This window comes from Marinobacterium lutimaris (assembly GCF_900108065.1).
GTDB lineage: Bacteria > Pseudomonadota > Gammaproteobacteria > Pseudomonadales > Balneatricaceae > Marinobacterium_D > Marinobacterium_D lutimaris.
Map to the genome: position 1 here is coordinate 436463 of NZ_FNVQ01000001.1, position 14642 is coordinate 451104.

A 14642-nucleotide genomic window follows, 5' to 3' on the forward strand; every position below is an offset into this window, starting at 1 on the left:
CTCCTCGGCTTCAGGGCTTGCTGTTGATCTAACTCAATGTGCGGGGGAAGGTGAAGGTGTCTAATGGACAACGTTGGGTTACACATTGAGATGGCTACTTCATTGTGCAACTGTTCTGGCGCTTATCCCTGTGGATAAGCGCCTTTTTTATGTTCAGTCGCTGGGTGTCAGCCGCGCTGGGAGTTGCTGTCGGATTCTTCAAACGGGTTGCACTCGCCGGCCAGGTCATACAGCTCGGACAGGTTGCAGAGCTCAATCTCTTTGCCGTCAACGCGGATTAGGGACATCGCCTGGAAGCGGGTGAAGATACGGCTGACCGTTTCAACCGCGAGGCCCAGGTAGTTGCCGATCTCGTTGCGTGACATGGAGAGACGGAACTGAGACGGAGAGTAACCACGGGCACGGAAGCGGGTGGACAGCTTGATCAGGAAGGTAGCCACGCGCTGTTCGGCGTTCTTTTTCGACAGCAGCATCATCATTTGCTGATCGTCACGCAGCTCCTTGCTCATGGTGCGCAGCATCTGACGACGCAGTTCCGGCATCTGTCCGGCCAGGTCATCCAGGCGCTCAAACGGGATCTCGCAGACCGTAGTGGTTTCCAGCACCTTGGCAGAGACAGGGTAGGTCACGCCGTCAACGCCACTCATGCCGACCAGTTCGCCGGGGAAGTAGAAACCGGTAATCTGCTCTTCACCCTCGTTGGTCAGGGTATAGCTCTTGATGGTGCCCGCACGTACGGCGTAAACCGTTGTAAAGGTCTCTCCCTGGTGGAACAGGTGCTCACCCTTTTTGATTGGGCGGCTTTTCTCGATGATGTTATCGAGCCGTTCCATTTCCGTCATATTCAACGAAACCGGTAGGCACAGCGAGCTCAGGCTGCAGGTGTTGCAGTGGACCTGATGCAGGCTGCGCAGTTTACCTTCACAATTTTGATCACCCATGGGGCATTCCCTTTTTCGAGGTGGCTTTGGTCACTATCAAGCCAAGCGGCTAATGTCGCATTATGTAACATTTGACGCTTGGCTTGAAGTGACCACCTAAATGATCCTGGAGTAGCGGCGGGTTGCTGTTTCCTGTGGAATGTAGGCGTCGTACGCCATGCAGATCCGGCGGATAAGCAGGCGGCCCGCGTCTGTAACGCGGATCAGATCGGCGTTCAAGCTGATCAGGCCGTCTTCCGCGAACTGCCCCAGGCTTTCCAGTTCCTTCTGGAAATAGTGGCTGAAGCTTATACCAAAGTCTGATTCGATTTGGGCCGGCTTCAGCTCGAAATGACAGATAAGCTGGGTAATGACTGCGCGACGGATATGGTCGTCAGTCGTTAATTTAACGCCCCGGCGCACCGCGTTGCCACGATCAGCAACGGCCTGGCTGTAGGCGCTGATCTCGTGCTCATTCTGATAGTAGACGTCCCCAATCTGGCTGATTGCCGACACGCCCATGGCGACCAGGTCACAGTCTGAATGGGTGGTATAGCCCTGGAAGTTGCGGTGCAGGTGTCCGTTTGCCTGTGCCAGCGCCAGTTCATCGTTTGGCTTGGCAAAATGATCCATGCCGATATACACGTAGCCTGCAGCCAGCAGTTTCTCGATAGTACTCTGCAGAATATCGAGCTTGGTTTCCGGGCTGGGTAGATGTTCCGCCTGGATATGCCGCTGGGAGCGGAACCGGTCCGGCAAGTGGGCGTAGTTGAATACGGAGAGCCGGTCCGGTGACATTTCTATCACTGAATCCAGAGTGGCGTTGAACCCATCCAGGGTCTGGTGTGGCAGGCCGTAAATCAGGTCCATGTTGATCGACTTGAAGCCGAGCTCGCGCGAGGTGTGGAGCACCCGCAACGTCTGCTCGGTGGGCTGAATACGGTTGACCGCCTCCTGAACTTGCGGGTCCAGGTCCTGTACGCCAAGACTGATGCGGTTAAAGCCGATTTCGCGAAGGACCTGCAGGCTGGTGTCCTGGGCTTCACGGGGGTCTACCTCGATAGAGTAGTCGCCCTTATCGTCATCGCGCAGATTAAAGTTACTGCGCAGATGCGTCATCAGGTCACGCATCTGCTGATCGGAAATAAAGGTGGGCGTGCCGCCGCCCCAATGCAGCTGATTGACCTGGCGATCGCCGCTATACCAGCGGGACAGCTGCTCCATCTCCTGATAAACGGTATCGAGGTAGGGTTGAGCCTTGTCACGACGTCGTGTGATTACCTTGTTGCAGGCGCAGTAATAGCAGACGTGCTCACAGAACGGGATATGCACGTAGAGTGACAGCGGACTGCTCTGGTCGGCGCTGCTGCGGCCGGCTTCAACCAGCTCAGTGGCGGACAGCTCTGGGTCGAACTGAAGCGCCGTCGGGTAAGAGGTGTATCTCGGCCCGGACAGGTCGTAGCGGCGAATGAGATCAAGATCCCACTGAATGCGGTTTGTGCTGCTCACTTCGGTTCAATCCTCGTAAAACGTTGGCGCCGGGCGCAAGTATATCAGCCCGTTTTGTGTATCACTTGACCGACATCAATGGCCAGTCAGTGCGCTAAGGGGAAGGGTGTAAACCCCGAAGAGTATGATCAGCATCCCAGCGCCCCTGCGCACGCCTTTACGCTGCATCAATGCGCGTACCTGCTGAGCCAGAACGCCGGTTGTCAGCATGGCGGGGAGGGTACCCAGGCCAAAACCTATCATCAGTAACGCGCTGTCATACCAGTGACCCGCGGCAGATGACCAGATCAGCGTGGAATAGACCAGCCCGCAGGGTAGCCAGCCCCAGAGTCCACCCAGAAGCAGGGCTTTCGGCAGAGTGTCCGCGGGCAATAGTCGTGAGGCCAGCGGGCGCAGGTAGCGCCAGAGCACTCCGCCGGCACGTTCGAGCCGCGTTAGTATCTGCCACCACTGGGCCACATAAAGTCCCATCAGTATCAGCAGCACACCTGCCAGCGTTCTCAGCAGTATTCCTACGCCGCCGCTGCTGAGCTGATAGCCGAGCAGGCCGATCAGGGCGCCGGCAACTGCGTAGCTCGAAATACGTCCGATGTTATAGGCGATAACCAGGGGGATGCCGCGACGGCTGTCATCCTGGCTCATGCTGACGCTGGCGGCAATTCCGCCGCACATGCCGACACAGTGAGTGGCACCGAGCAGGCCGATCAGAATCGCCATGGAGAACTCGAGAGATTCAGGCACCATCGCTTTTCGTGTCGCTGTTCCGCCCCTGCTCGCGAGTGCTGTTTTTAGCGTCGTCAGGAATCAGGTCCGCATCATCATCGTAGAGAATTTTGTGTGCGGGGGATTCAAGGTCATCAAACTGGCCGGAATTGACGCTCCAGAAAAAGGCCCAGATTCCGATAGAGGCCAGGATGATCGCGATAGGGATCAGCAGGTAGATGATGCTCATAGGTAACTCCGGATTAGTGCCTGCTTTTGCGTGGTGCCCGGCTGAGCCTTAGCGCGTTGCCGACAACGACCAGCGAACTCGCCGACATGCCGATGGCGGCCATGTAGGGCGGGATAAACCCGGTAGCTGCCAGGGGCAGGGCCAGAAGATTGTAGCAGGCGGCCCAGGCCAGGTTCTCACGGATGATCGTGCGGGTCTTACGGGCCAGGCGTACCGCATCGCTGAGGCGTTGCAGGTCATTGGCGATAAGCACCGCATCGGCGTTTGTCTTGGCAAGATCGGTAGCGCCGGCCATAGCTACGGAGGCGCGTGCTCCAGCTAGGGCGGGGATATCGTTAATGCCGTCGCCGACCATGATGACGTCGGCGCCCTGTTGGTCCAGCTCGTTAAGGAACGCGAGTTTCTGCTCTGGCCTCACGCCTTTTTTAAGGGTTTCGATACCGAGCTTTGCGGCGACCTCGTCGGCGGCCAGAGAAGCGTCGCCGGTGAGCATGACGCAGCTGAGCCCCAGTTGCTTGAGTTCAGCGATCACCCGGGCGGCTTCCGGTCGGATCTGATCGTCGAGCTGGAACCAGCCCAGAGCCTCACCCTCAGTACAGAGCAGCAGCCAGAGGCCACGTTCGTCCGGTTGCTCTGGCGCGGACTTGCCGGTGATCTCTGCGGCGAAAGCCGGTTTGCCTATGCGGTAGCCTCTGCCGTCTATCCAGCCCTCCAGGCCCTGTCCGAGATGATTTTTCACCTCGTTTGCCTGATAGCCGCCGAAGGCGGAAAACGCCTGGGCGATCGGATGCTCTGAAGCCGATTCCAGAGCGGCGGCGAGTCGCAGCAGCTCTTTATTGGTTGTCGCGCCAAGAGAGTGGGTGGAGCGAATCTGCAGGTTGCCTTCGGTCAGTGTGCCCGTTTTGTCGAAAACGACGTGGGTCGCGGTGGCAAAGCTTTCCAGTAAATGGCCGCGGCTGATCAGCAGGCCGCTGGCGCGCAGTGTGCCTGTCGCGGCGGTCAGCGCCGTTGGGGTTGCCAGGGAGAGTGCGCAGGGACAGGTAACCACCAGTACCGACAGGGTGATCCAGAACGCATCCTCCGGACGGATAAACCACCAGCTGGTGGCAACGATTACAGCGGTGACCAGCGTTGCAGCCACAAAATAGCGGGCGACCCTGTCGGCAAGCCGGGCTACCGCCGGCTTCTCGGCCTGGGCGCGATCCAGCATGCGGACGATGGTGGACAGGCGCGATTCGCTGCCGGTCTCGGTAACGCGGACCTCAACGGCATGTTCCACATTCTGCGTACCGCCGACGACGGCATCGTCGACGCTGCGTGCCTGCGGCAGGTACTCGCCGGTCAGGGCTGATTCGTCCACCGATGTGGTGCCGCGGACGATGATGCCGTCGCAGGGGATGGTGTGTCCGGGTTTTACCAGTACCCGGTCGTCGCGTTTTAGCTGGGTTGCCGGTACCAGTTGCTCTTCGCCGTCGATCAGGCGCAGTGCACTGGTGGGGAGCAGGTTAAGCAGGGCGTTGCCGGCCCGACCGGTACGATGGCGTGCCTGCATCTCCATAAAACGCCCGACCAGCAGGAAAAAGGTGAACATGCTGACCGAGTCATAATAGACATCGCCGGTGCCGGTGATCGTGGCCCAGACACTGGCCAGGTAGGCACAGATAATAGCGATGGATACCGGCACATCCATGCTGAGCTGACGTGTGCGTATATCTCGCAGCGCTGCCTTATAGAATGGCAGCGCCGCATACAGTGCTACCGGCGTGGCAAGCACGAATGAGGCCCAGCGAATAAAATCGACGAAGCGGCCCTCCATTGAGGAACTCATGTCGCCGGCATAGAGTGCAGCAGCCAGCATCATCACCTGCATGGTGAAGACGCCTGCCACGCCGAGTCGACGTATGGCGCGCTTTTTCTCCTGTTCGAGCAGGGCTTCTTCACGGTTTGGCTGATAAGGGTGAGCCTGATAACCGATGCGATCAAATTCACCCAGCAGCGAGCTCAGCGGGGTCTGTTCGGGATCCCAGCACAGGCGTGCACGGTGGGTCGTCAGGTTGACGCTGATCTGGCTGACGCCGGGCTGTTTTTCAAGGTGGTGTTCGAGCAACCATATACAGGCAGCGCAGGTGATCCCCTCGATCACGAGGAGTGCTTCGCGCTGCCCCTGGTCATTGGTGTGGACGAAGGTGTTCTGAACTTCAGGCGTATCAAAAAGACGTAGTTCTTGAGCACGCTGTTCGGTGTTGGTTGAACGCACGCGCTCGCTGGTAGCGTTTTGCTTATCCCGGTGGCGGTAGAAATTATCCAGTCCGCCACCGAGAATGGTTTCCGCCACGGCCAGACAGCCCGGGCAGCACATCGACCGCTCCTTGCCATCGATACAGAGGCTGTAGTCGCTGCCCATGGGTACTGGAAGCCCGCAATGGTAGCAGTGGCTTTGCGAGCTGGTCTCGACGCGAGAGTTCATTCCACCGGGCTTCCGTTAGTTCGATGAGCCCAGGGCGAAGGTATTATGGTCGTAGGGCGGCAGCGTTTCGGTCTGTACCTGCCAGCTCTGGTCTGCGGGTTCAAGAATCACGTAGCGCTTACCTTCGATCTGAGACTGAAGGCTGGAGCTGTACAGTCCGCGGTTATCGACCGAGCGCAGTTGCAGTACCTGGTCGTATTTCTGGTGTGTCGGGTGAACCAGTACCAGTTGCAGCTCGCTCGGCAGCTGTTCGTTGCTTTCCAGCTGCAGCTGCACGTCGCCGGTGACGCTGTCGAGAGTCAGCTGGCCATGAATGTTGAGTTCCACCGCTCTGTTTTCACGGGAGGGGTCTTCACTGATACCGCGAGCAACCTTGTAGAAGTCATCCTTCACCAGGCCGTCGTTGGTCACTATCGAGAGATAGAGAAAGGTTGTGCCGTAAATAACGGTGGCGATCAGGGGCGCCAGAACAAACCAGAGCCAGGTCTGTTTGTACCAGGGGGCTTGCGCTTCGTCGTGCATGAACTACCTCTAAATCGGGCGGCCGGTTATTTCCGGCCGCCATTCTAAACTAATTCCCGTGTGACGTGGATCGATTTAACGGGAGCGGGCAGGGCCTATAAAACGGTTATCCTCGGTCACGGTGATCGAAGAGTCATCCGTTGCTTCGACAGTGAATTTGATGTCGTAGTTCGGCTTTTCGATATCGGCCGGGTCCATCTGCAGGCGCACCGGGTATTCCAGCAGCTCACCGGCAGCGATGTTTACCAGGCTTTCGGTACGCAGCTCCAGCCCTTCGACTCCGGAAACGCTGATGCGGTACTGATGATCACCCTGTTCCTTGTTGGCGATCTTCAGGGTGTACACATTCTCGATCTTTCCTGATGGGGTATTGGTGTACAGCTGACCGCGGTCACGGATGATATCGACCTCTAGTGGCACTCGGTTTATTAGCGTAAAGCCGAAGGCGATAAACATTGCCATCAGTGCAGCGAAGTAACCGATCAGGCGCGGGCGCAGGATATGTGTCTGCTTGCCTTCGAGCTGGTGCTCGGTGGTGTAACGCACCAGTCCGCGGGGGTAGTTCATCCGGTCCATGATGTCATCGCAGGCATCAACGCAGGCACCGCAGGCCACGCATTCGTACTGCAGTCCGTCGCGGATATCGATGCCTACCGGGCAGACATGGACGCAGTTGCCGCAGTCGATGCAGTCGCCGAGTCCCTGTTCCTTGTAGTCAGCACCTTTTTTGCGGCTGCCGCGTTTCTCGCCACGTTCTTCATCGTAGGAGATGATCAGCGTGTCCTGATCGAACATGACGCTCTGGAAGCGGGCGTAGGGGCACATGTAGATGCAAACCTGCTCGCGCAGCCAGCCGGCATTGCCGTAGGTGGCTACGGTGAAGAACGCCAGCCACCAGGTTTCCCATGGCCCCAGGTCCCATACCAGTACATTGGGGATCAGTTCGCGAATAGGGGAGAAATAGCCGACGAAGGCGATGGCGCTGGCGGCGGCAATAAACAGCCAGAGCAGGTGCTTGGCTGTTTTGCGCAACGCTTTCTCTTTGCTCATTTTCGCCTTGTCGAGTTTCATGCGCTTGTTGCGATCACCCTCGGTAATGCGCTCCGCCCAGATGAAAAACCAGGTCCAGACGAACTGCGGACAGGCATAACCGCACCAGAGGCGGCCGGCAAATACGGTAACGAAAAATAGCGTGAAGGCGAGAATGATCAGCAGCCAGGAAAGCAGCATGAAATCCTGCGGCCAGAAGGTGAGGCCGAATATATGAAACTGACGGTTAGGCAGGTCGAACAGGATCGCCTGGCGACCATCCCACTGAAGCCAGGAAAAGCCGTAAAACATGATCAGCATTATCGCGCCGGAGATGACGCGGAAGTTCTTGAAGAAGCCCTTGTAGTATTTGACGTAGATATGTTCGCGCTTGGCGTAAAGATCGTAGCTGTCCTTGCCGTCACCGGCACCTTTTTTGGGCGTGAGATCTTTTACCGGAATCTGGTTCATGTCTAATCACCACACAGAGAGACGACCCTTGGTGAGGTCTTGTATTGGGTTTTCGCGAATGTTTATGGCAGGCGCTTTGCGGCTCCACGGTATGGAAAGCCGGGGCTGCAATTTATTGGTGTTGTAGTCGGACTGGCCGTCATTCGCACGAGAAACTGTTATTCATAACTTTGAGTCTCCCGCCGCAACTGTACCGTTAATGATAGGTGAACAACAAAAAAGGCGATATGACCTGAGTCATATCGCCTTTGTTTTAAGTTGCCTGCTACTTACTTGTTAGACAGGCTGTAGACGTACGCGGTAATCAGGTGGATCTTGTCGTCAGACAGCAGATCCTTGTGAGCCGGCATTACGCCCGCACGACCGTTACGGATGGTATGAGCAACCTGTTCGAAGCTGCCGCCGTAAAGCCAGATGTCGTCGGTCAGGTTAGGCGCGCCCAGGGCGTGCATGCCTGTACCTTCGGCAGTGTGGCAGGCTGCGCACAGCGCCTGGAACTGGCTTTCACCACGTGCCGCTGCTGCGTCGTCAACTTCCTGGCCGCTCAGTGACAGCACGTAGGAGGTTACGTCGCGCACACCATCTTCACCCAGCACCTGGCCCCAGGCCGGCATGCCGCCGTTACGACCGTTGGTGATGGTGGTTTTGATGGTGTCCGGCTCGCCGCCGTACAGCCAGTCGTTGTCGGTCAGGTTCGGGAAGCCATACGCGCCGGTACCTGCAGAGCCGTGGCAGACTGAGCAGTTGTTGGCGAACATGCGCTGACCCATTCTCAGGCCGGTTTCGTTGCTCGGATCCTGAAGTTCCTCGACAGACAGAGCTGCGTACTTGGCAAAAACAGGCTTGTAAACCTCTTCTGCGTGCTGCATCTCTTCTTCCCACTGACCGTGGGAGCTCCAGCCGAGCAGGCCCTGGAAGCTTCCCAGACCCGGATACAGAGCCAGGTAACCCAGGCCGAAAATGACGGTTCCGATGAACATCATGAACCACCAGCGCGGCAGCGGGTTGTCGTACTCTGCAATACCGTCGAACTCATGACCGACGGTTTCTTCAGTCATTTCCTTGTGTTTTTCGCTCTTCCGAGTTGCGAACAGCAACCAGGTGCAGCCAAAAATCACGGCCAGGGTAATGACAGTTACCCATGCGCTCCAGAAAGCACTCATTTGTCGTCTCTCCCGTTATTGGCTTCCTTGACCTGGCCGGTAGCCTTTGCATGTTCCTCTTCGTCAGCGAAGGGAGCCTGCGCGGCGTCGTCAAATCGTTTGCTGTTCTTGGGGCTCAACACCCAGAAAAACAGGGCGATGAACGTGATCAGCATTATGACTGGCAGGTAAGGGCCATAAACTTCGTAACTCACAATTAGTTACCGCTTGTTGGTGTATTCGCCATGCAGCTTTCCGAGTGCCTGCAGGTAAGCGACCAGGGCGTCGATCTCATACTGTCCTGATACGGCTTCCTGCGCGCCATCGATCTGCTCGTCGGTGTACGGCACGCCAAGCTTGCGCAAGGTCTGCATCTTTGCTGCGGTATCCGCACCCGTCAGCCTGTTTTCGAACAGCCAGGGGTACGCCGGCATCTTGGACTCAGGTACAACGTCACGCGGGTTGTACAGGTGAGCACGATGCCAGTCGTCGGAGTAACGACCGCCTACGCGAGCCAGGTCCGGACCGGTACGCTTGGAGCCCCACAGGAACGGGTGTTCCCATACGTGCTCGTCAGCGGTGGAGTAGTGACCGTAACGCTCGGTTTCAGCACGGAAGGGGCGGATCATCTGGGTGTGGCAGACGTTGCAGCCTTCACGGATGTAGATGTCGCGACCTTCGAGTTCGACTGCATTATAGGTGCGCAGGCCTTCGATCGGCTTGGTTGTAGAGCTCTGGAAGAACAGAGGTACGATCTCTGCCAGACCACCGCCACTGATGACGATGATGATCAGCAGGACCATCAGTCCAATGTTCTTTTCAATTGTTTCGTGTTTGATCATTGCTATCTGCTCCTAGTCTCGATCAAGCAGTCTGGGCTGAAGGCTCAGCTGCTTTAACAGAGCTACCGGCACGAACGGTCTGCCACACGTTGAACGCCATCAGCAGCATACCTGTGAGGAAGAACAAGCCGCCGATCCAGCGAACCAGATAACCCGGGTGGCTTGCTTCCAGTGCTTCCACAAAGCTGTAGGTCAGGGTGCCGTCTTCGTTAACCGCACGCCACATCAGACCCTGCAGGATGCCGTTGACCCACATCGCGCAGATGTAGAGAACGGTACCGATGGTGGCCAGCCAGAAGTGGGCGTTAACCAGACCAACAGAGTACATCTGTGCCTTGCCGAACAGACGCGGGATCATGTGGTAAACAGCACCGATAGAGATCATCGCAACCCAGCCCAGAGCGCCGGCGTGTACGTGGCCGATGGTCCAGTCAGTGTTGTGAGACAGGGCGTTTACAGTCTTGATCGACATCATCGGGCCTTCGAAGGTGGACATACCGTAGAAGGACAGAGAAACAACCAGGAAGCGCAGTACCGGATCGGTACGCAGTTTGTGCCATGCGCCGGACAGGGTCATCATGCCGTTGATCATACCGCCCCAGGAGGGAGCCAGCAGGATCAGAGACATAACCATGCCTACAGACTGAGTCCAGTCAGGCAGAGCAGAGTAGTGCAGGTGGTGGCCGCCGGCCCACATGTAGGTGGCGATCAGAGCCCAGAAGTGCACGACTGACAGGCGGTAGGAGTAGATCGGACGCTCAGCCTGCTTCGGTACGAAGTAGTACATCATGCCCAGGAAGCCCGCAGTCAGGAAGAAACCTACCGCGTTATGGCCGTACCACCATTGAACCATCGCATCCACGGTACCAGGGTACATGGAGTAAGACTTGGTCAGGGTGACTGGCAGCGCCATGCTGTTGACGATGTGCAGTACGGCAACGGTCAGGATGAATGCCATGTAAAACCAGTTACCCACGTAAATGTGGGAGGTTTTACGCATCTTCACTGTGCCGAGGAACACGATGGCATAGGAGACCCAGACCACGGCGATCAGGATGTCGATCGGCCATTCCAGCTCGGCGTATTCCTTGGCAGAGGTGAAGCCCAGCGGCAGGCTGATGGCTGCAAGCAGAATTACCAGCTGCCAACCCCAGAAAGTGAATGCGGCCAAACCGTCAGAGAACAGACGGGTCTGACAGGTGCGCTGCACGACGTAGTAAGACGTCGAGAAAAGTGCACAACCACCAAACGCGAAGATTACCGCGTTGGTGTGTAACGGACGGATACGTCCGTAGCTCAACCAGGGAAGGTCGAAGTTCAGTGCCGGCCATACCAGCTGGGCTGCGATAAGGACGCCAACGCCCATACCGACAATACCCCATACCACCGTCATGATGGCGAACTGGCGCACGACTTTGTAATTGTAAGTCGGTTGTTCAGTTGCAGTGCTCATGTCAGGCTCTCATCAACAAGCTAGAAAAGTAAGAAGAGTTCCGCCGGCAATTATCTGGTAATACCCCCACGTTTTCAACGCGATGTGGTGTTTTAGTGTGGCTCTTTGTCGCACCGGGGAAAATTACTTAAAGGAGGGCGTGTGAAACGTCTGTATGAATATGGAGTCTTTCTATCATTTTGAAAGTAAAGCGTTATTTTGTGGGTTGGACGCATTTTTTACAGCCGTTTTTCGCCCTAGGGACCCTTTTTGGGCGCGCAGTAAGACCTAAGACTTAAGACTAAACTTCCTTTGCTTGATATGGATCAACCGGGTTTTTGGGCTTATTTATCCGGGCGCTTTAGTAGGACATCTTTATATGCCGGTTGAGCCTGAGGGTATACCTGACTATAGTGCGCGACCATTAGAAACGAGGCTGGAGAGGGCCGATGAGCCAGGCTGACACACTTATTCTTCTATGTCGTTCCGGGTTCGAGGGCGAATGCGCTGCGGAAATCTCTGATGTCGCCGCCGCTGAGGGTTTTTATGGCTATCCCCGGTTGGAAAAAAACAGTGGTTATGTCTGCTTTCATGTACAGGGCGGTGATGTCATAGAACTGGTTTCCCGCCTGCGGTTTGGCGAGTTGATCTTTACCCGGCAGTGGTTTGCCTGCATGCCGGGGCTGACCGAGCTGCCTCCCAAGGATCGTCTGACCCCTCTGGGTGAACAGGTAGCGGCACTTCCCAAATGCGCCGAACTGGTGGTTGAAACCCCGGATACGACCGACGGCCGCGAGCTGCAGGGCTTCGGCCGTAAGCTGGCTTCCGCACTGGCGCCATACCTGCGTCAGCATGATCTGATGCTGCCACGAAAAAGCCGCGCCAAGTATCGTCTGCATCTCTTCGTACTCAGCGGACGGGAGATGTTTGTTGGTGTAGCTCCTGTGGCAAACAGTGCCTCTCTGCCCGGTGGCATACCGCGATTGAAGTTTCCCGCTGCTGCACCGAGCCGTTCGACGCTCAAGCTGGAAGAGGCCTGGCACTGGTTTGTACCGCGCGATCAATGGGATGCGGAACTGGCGCCCGGTATGAGGGCTGTTGATCTGGGGGCTGCTCCCGGGGGCTGGACCTGGCAGCTGGTAAAGCGGGGCATGTTTGTCACGGCGATCGATAATGGCCCGATGAATGAAGATCTGATGGAGACGGGGCAGGTCGAACACTTGCGAGAGGACGCTTTTGTCTACCATCCGAGCAAGCCTGTGGACTGGATGGTCTGCGACGTGGTTGAAAAACCGGCGCGTACCACGTCGATGGTGATCGACTGGGCTGTCAACGGCTGGAGCCGCAATATGATCTTCAACCTCAAACTGCCGATGAAGCAGCGTTATGTGGAAACCCGTCGCTGCCTTGATCGGATCAGCGACGAGCTAGAGGCTGCAGGCATCCGCGCCAAACTGCGCGCCAAGCACCTTTACCACGACCGGGAAGAGATTACCTGCTGGCTAAGCCTCTGAGGCTGGCCTTGAGGTGTGCCGGACTCAATGTTCGTATACGGTGATCTTTTCGTCCCGTTCCAATAGGGGCGTCAAGGTCTCCAGCATCTCTCGCCGTTCGTGGCTGGTGTACCATGTTTGCCAGTCGTTTATAGTTCGGTAGGTCGCCATCACCAGCCTGTGGTTAGGGTCGTCCATGTCGTGCAGTACCTCTCCCGAAATAAAGCCGTGAGAATGCATCGCCTTCTGCAGCAGCTCGCGGGACAGGTGGTCATAATGGACGCCCAGGTCCTCGGCGATCTGTCTTTCGATCATTACTCTAATCATTCGCCGTTAGCTCCCTCTGGTGTATTTACCGTTAAAGCATAATTCAGCAGGCTGAAGTCGCAACTTCGGTTTCTCTGTGCCAGCGAATTTGCGACAATGGCCGACTTTATACAGTGCGGATTGGATTATGGGCGAAATTGAAGCCAGTCAGGTTCTGGATGCGTGCGGTCTGTTCTGCCCGGAGCCGGTCATGATGTTGCACAATCATGTGCGTGAGTTGGCGGTGGGTGAGGTGCTATGTATTCGCGCTACCGATCCTTCCACACAGCGTGATATTCCCAAGTTCTGCCAGTTTCTCGGGCATGAGCTGCTTGAAGAATTAGTTGAGGATGAAGTGTTTATCTACTTCATTCGTAAAGGGGATGCCTGAACGTGGCTGAGGTGGAAGAGCTGCGCCAGGCAACAGAGACGCTGCTTGATGAGTGCGAGCGTCGTTTACAGGCGCTGGAGTCGGCAGGCTACAGCGATCAGAGTGATAAACCAGAGAGTGTGTCAGTGAACCAGACCGAAAAGTCACCGGAAACCAGTAATCGCAACCGCGCCAAGAACCGGGCAGCGAACCAGGCGGCGCTCCAGCTGCTTTTCGATACCTACCCTGAGGTGTTCAGCCGCGAAAATGTGCGCCCGCTGAAAATAGGTATTCAGGAAGACCTGATTGCTGATGAAAAACTCGCGCGTAACCGCATCAAGCGCGCCCTGGCCAGCTATGTTCGTAACCCTCACTACCTGCGCAGCCTGCAGGCGGGCGCGGATCGTGTCGGTCTGGACGGCGGCGCGGCCGGTACGGTCAGCGAAGAGGAAGCTGCTCATGCTCAGGAAAAACTGAAGCAGATCCGCGAGCAGCGTCGCGAGCGCCAGAAAGATGAGCGTGTCAAACAGAAGCAGCAGGAGCAGCAGGTTAAAGAGCAGCGCATCAATAAAAAGCTGGATATGCTGATGCAGCTGAACAAGCGCGCGCGCTAATCGTCGCTTGATCTTTTCCCGCCTTATCCCCATTTAACAGACTGGAAGCGCCGACCACAGGGTGGGTGCCCTGGCTGTTGAATGGGGAATCGAATGTCTACCAATCTTACCCTTAGTTGTCCCGCCTGTCTGGCTACTAACCGTGTGGCAGAGGAGCGGCTGACAGCATCTCCCAAATGCGGTCGTTGTGGCGAAGCCTTGTTTCAAGGGAAGCCTCTGGCTCTGGATCAGGCCGGTTTTGACCGTGTGCTCGCCAATACCGATCTGCCACTGGTGGTTGATTTCTGGGCCGAGTGGTGTGGGCCATGCAAAATGATGGCGCCGGTCTTTGAGCGTGCTGCCGCGAATCTGGAGCCCAAGGCTCGTTTCATCAAGGTGGATACCGAAGCTGCCCAGGCCTTGGCTCAGCGCTACGCCATTCGCAGCATTCCTACACTGATACTGTTCAAGGATGGTCGCGAGATTGCCCGGCAGTCAGGTGCCATGGATCAGCGCTCACTGGAAAGCTGGCTCGCCGGCGCTCTCTGAGCGGCGTTCATAACCGCCGCCCGCTTGAGAGCGCTCTTTTACTCC

At 56.8% G+C, this 14642-nt stretch carries 16 protein-coding genes; 4 read left to right on the forward strand and 12 right to left on the reverse strand.

Annotated elements, in window-relative coordinates:
* Positions 1–167: 167 nt before the first annotated feature.
* The 11 genes from fnr to ccoN all read right to left on the reverse strand — a co-directional run bounded on the left by fnr (position 168) and on the right by ccoN (position 11307).
* Positions 168–941 (reverse strand): fumarate/nitrate reduction transcriptional regulator Fnr, encoded by a 774-nt coding sequence (gene fnr / locus C4S72_RS02035; protein WP_104001403.1) that lies wholly within the window; start codon positions 939–941, stop codon positions 168–170.
* Positions 942–1037: 96 nt separating this feature from the next.
* Entirely contained in the window at positions 1038–2429 is a 1392-nt protein-coding gene (gene hemN, locus C4S72_RS02040; RefSeq protein ID WP_104001404.1) for an oxygen-independent coproporphyrinogen III oxidase, read from the reverse strand.
* Between the two features lie 75 nt (positions 2430–2504).
* Positions 2505–3173, reverse strand: coding sequence for a sulfite exporter TauE/SafE family protein (locus C4S72_RS02045; protein WP_104001405.1), 669 nt, complete (start codon positions 3171–3173; stop codon positions 2505–2507).
* Positions 3163–3381: a cbb3-type cytochrome oxidase assembly protein CcoS gene (gene ccoS, locus C4S72_RS02050; RefSeq protein ID WP_104001406.1), complete on the reverse strand. Its 219-nt coding sequence runs from the start codon at positions 3379–3381 to the stop codon at positions 3163–3165. Before ccoS ends, C4S72_RS02045 begins: the two co-directional genes overlap by 11 nt.
* 13 nt (positions 3382–3394) lie before the next feature.
* A complete protein-coding gene (locus C4S72_RS02055; protein ID WP_104001407.1) occupies positions 3395–5848 on the reverse strand; it encodes a heavy metal translocating P-type ATPase in 2454 nt (817 codons plus the stop codon).
* A gap of 15 nt (positions 5849–5863) precedes the next feature.
* On the reverse strand, positions 5864–6370 hold the full coding sequence (locus tag C4S72_RS02060) for a FixH family protein (RefSeq protein WP_104001408.1): 507 nt from the start codon (positions 6368–6370) through the stop codon (positions 5864–5866).
* Positions 6371–6445: 75 nt separating this feature from the next.
* Positions 6446–7870 carry a cytochrome c oxidase accessory protein CcoG gene (ccoG, locus tag C4S72_RS02065; protein ID WP_104001409.1) on the reverse strand — a complete coding sequence of 475 codons (1425 nt, stop codon included), beginning with the start codon at positions 7868–7870 and terminating at the stop codon, positions 6446–6448.
* Positions 7871–8139: 269 nt separating this feature from the next.
* Positions 8140–9033 (reverse strand): cytochrome-c oxidase, cbb3-type subunit III, encoded by an 894-nt coding sequence (gene ccoP / locus C4S72_RS02070; RefSeq protein ID WP_104001410.1) that lies wholly within the window; start codon positions 9031–9033, stop codon positions 8140–8142.
* Positions 9030–9227 carry a cbb3-type cytochrome oxidase subunit 3 gene (locus tag C4S72_RS02075; RefSeq protein WP_235009019.1) on the reverse strand — a complete coding sequence of 66 codons (198 nt, stop codon included), beginning with the start codon at positions 9225–9227 and terminating at the stop codon, positions 9030–9032. Before C4S72_RS02075 ends, ccoP begins: the two co-directional genes overlap by 4 nt.
* 6 nt (positions 9228–9233) lie before the next feature.
* Positions 9234–9854, reverse strand: a complete 621-nt coding sequence (gene ccoO, locus C4S72_RS02080; RefSeq protein ID WP_104001411.1) for a cytochrome-c oxidase, cbb3-type subunit II — start codon at positions 9852–9854, stop codon at positions 9234–9236.
* Between the two features lie 22 nt (positions 9855–9876).
* Entirely contained in the window at positions 9877–11307 is a 1431-nt protein-coding gene (ccoN, locus tag C4S72_RS02085; protein ID WP_104001412.1) for a cytochrome-c oxidase, cbb3-type subunit I, read from the reverse strand.
* Positions 11308–11735: 428 nt separating this feature from the next.
* On the opposite strand from ccoN, the gene rlmM reads away from it, so the two are divergent.
* The gene (rlmM, locus tag C4S72_RS02090) at positions 11736–12800 is read left to right on the forward strand and encodes a 23S rRNA (cytidine(2498)-2'-O)-methyltransferase RlmM (protein WP_104001413.1); all 1065 of its coding nucleotides are present in this window, start codon (positions 11736–11738) and stop codon (positions 12798–12800) included.
* A 24-nt stretch (positions 12801–12824) separates the two neighbouring features.
* Here the strand turns inward: rlmM and C4S72_RS02095 are convergent, their stop codons facing one another.
* Positions 12825–13106, reverse strand: coding sequence for an antibiotic biosynthesis monooxygenase family protein (locus tag C4S72_RS02095; RefSeq protein WP_104001414.1), 282 nt, complete (start codon positions 13104–13106; stop codon positions 12825–12827).
* A 127-nt stretch (positions 13107–13233) separates the two neighbouring features.
* On the opposite strand from C4S72_RS02095, the gene tusA reads away from it, so the two are divergent.
* The 3 genes from tusA to trxC all read left to right on the forward strand — a co-directional run bounded on the left by tusA (position 13234) and on the right by trxC (position 14597).
* Positions 13234–13476, forward strand: coding sequence for a sulfurtransferase TusA (gene tusA, locus C4S72_RS02100; RefSeq protein WP_104001415.1), 243 nt, complete (start codon positions 13234–13236; stop codon positions 13474–13476).
* Between the two features lie 2 nt (positions 13477–13478).
* Entirely contained in the window at positions 13479–14069 is a 591-nt protein-coding gene (locus tag C4S72_RS02105; RefSeq protein ID WP_104001416.1) for a ProQ/FINO family protein, read from the forward strand.
* Positions 14070–14162: 93 nt separating this feature from the next.
* Positions 14163–14597: a thioredoxin TrxC gene (gene trxC / locus C4S72_RS02110; RefSeq protein WP_104001417.1), complete on the forward strand. Its 435-nt coding sequence runs from the start codon at positions 14163–14165 to the stop codon at positions 14595–14597.
* The last annotated feature ends 45 nt before the right edge of the window (positions 14598–14642 follow it).

Coding starts and splice junctions, on each gene's coding strand:
- ccoN (WP_104001412.1), bottom strand. CDS start 11,307: ATGAGCACTGCAACTGAACAACCGACTTACAATTACAAAGTCGTGCGC.
- ccoO (WP_104001411.1), bottom strand. CDS start 9,854: ATGATCAAACACGAAACAATTGAAAAGAACATTGGACTGATGGTCCTG.
- ccoP (WP_104001410.1), bottom strand. CDS start 9,033: ATGAGTGCTTTCTGGAGCGCATGGGTAACTGTCATTACCCTGGCCGTG.
- tusA (WP_104001415.1), top strand. CDS start 13,234: ATGGGCGAAATTGAAGCCAGTCAGGTTCTGGATGCGTGCGGTCTGTTC.
- rlmM (WP_104001413.1), top strand. CDS start 11,736: ATGAGCCAGGCTGACACACTTATTCTTCTATGTCGTTCCGGGTTCGAG.
- fnr (WP_104001403.1), bottom strand. CDS start 941: ATGGGTGATCAAAATTGTGAAGGTAAACTGCGCAGCCTGCATCAGGTC.
- ccoS (WP_104001406.1), bottom strand. CDS start 3,381: ATGAGCATCATCTACCTGCTGATCCCTATCGCGATCATCCTGGCCTCT.
- ccoG (WP_104001409.1), bottom strand. CDS start 7,870: ATGAACCAGATTCCGGTAAAAGATCTCACGCCCAAAAAAGGTGCCGGT.
- C4S72_RS02055 (WP_104001407.1), bottom strand. CDS start 5,848: ATGAACTCTCGCGTCGAGACCAGCTCGCAAAGCCACTGCTACCATTGC.
- C4S72_RS02095 (WP_104001414.1), bottom strand. CDS start 13,106: ATGATTAGAGTAATGATCGAAAGACAGATCGCCGAGGACCTGGGCGTC.
- trxC (WP_104001417.1), top strand. CDS start 14,163: ATGTCTACCAATCTTACCCTTAGTTGTCCCGCCTGTCTGGCTACTAAC.
- C4S72_RS02060 (WP_104001408.1), bottom strand. CDS start 6,370: ATGCACGACGAAGCGCAAGCCCCCTGGTACAAACAGACCTGGCTCTGG.
- C4S72_RS02045 (WP_104001405.1), bottom strand. CDS start 3,173: ATGGTGCCTGAATCTCTCGAGTTCTCCATGGCGATTCTGATCGGCCTG.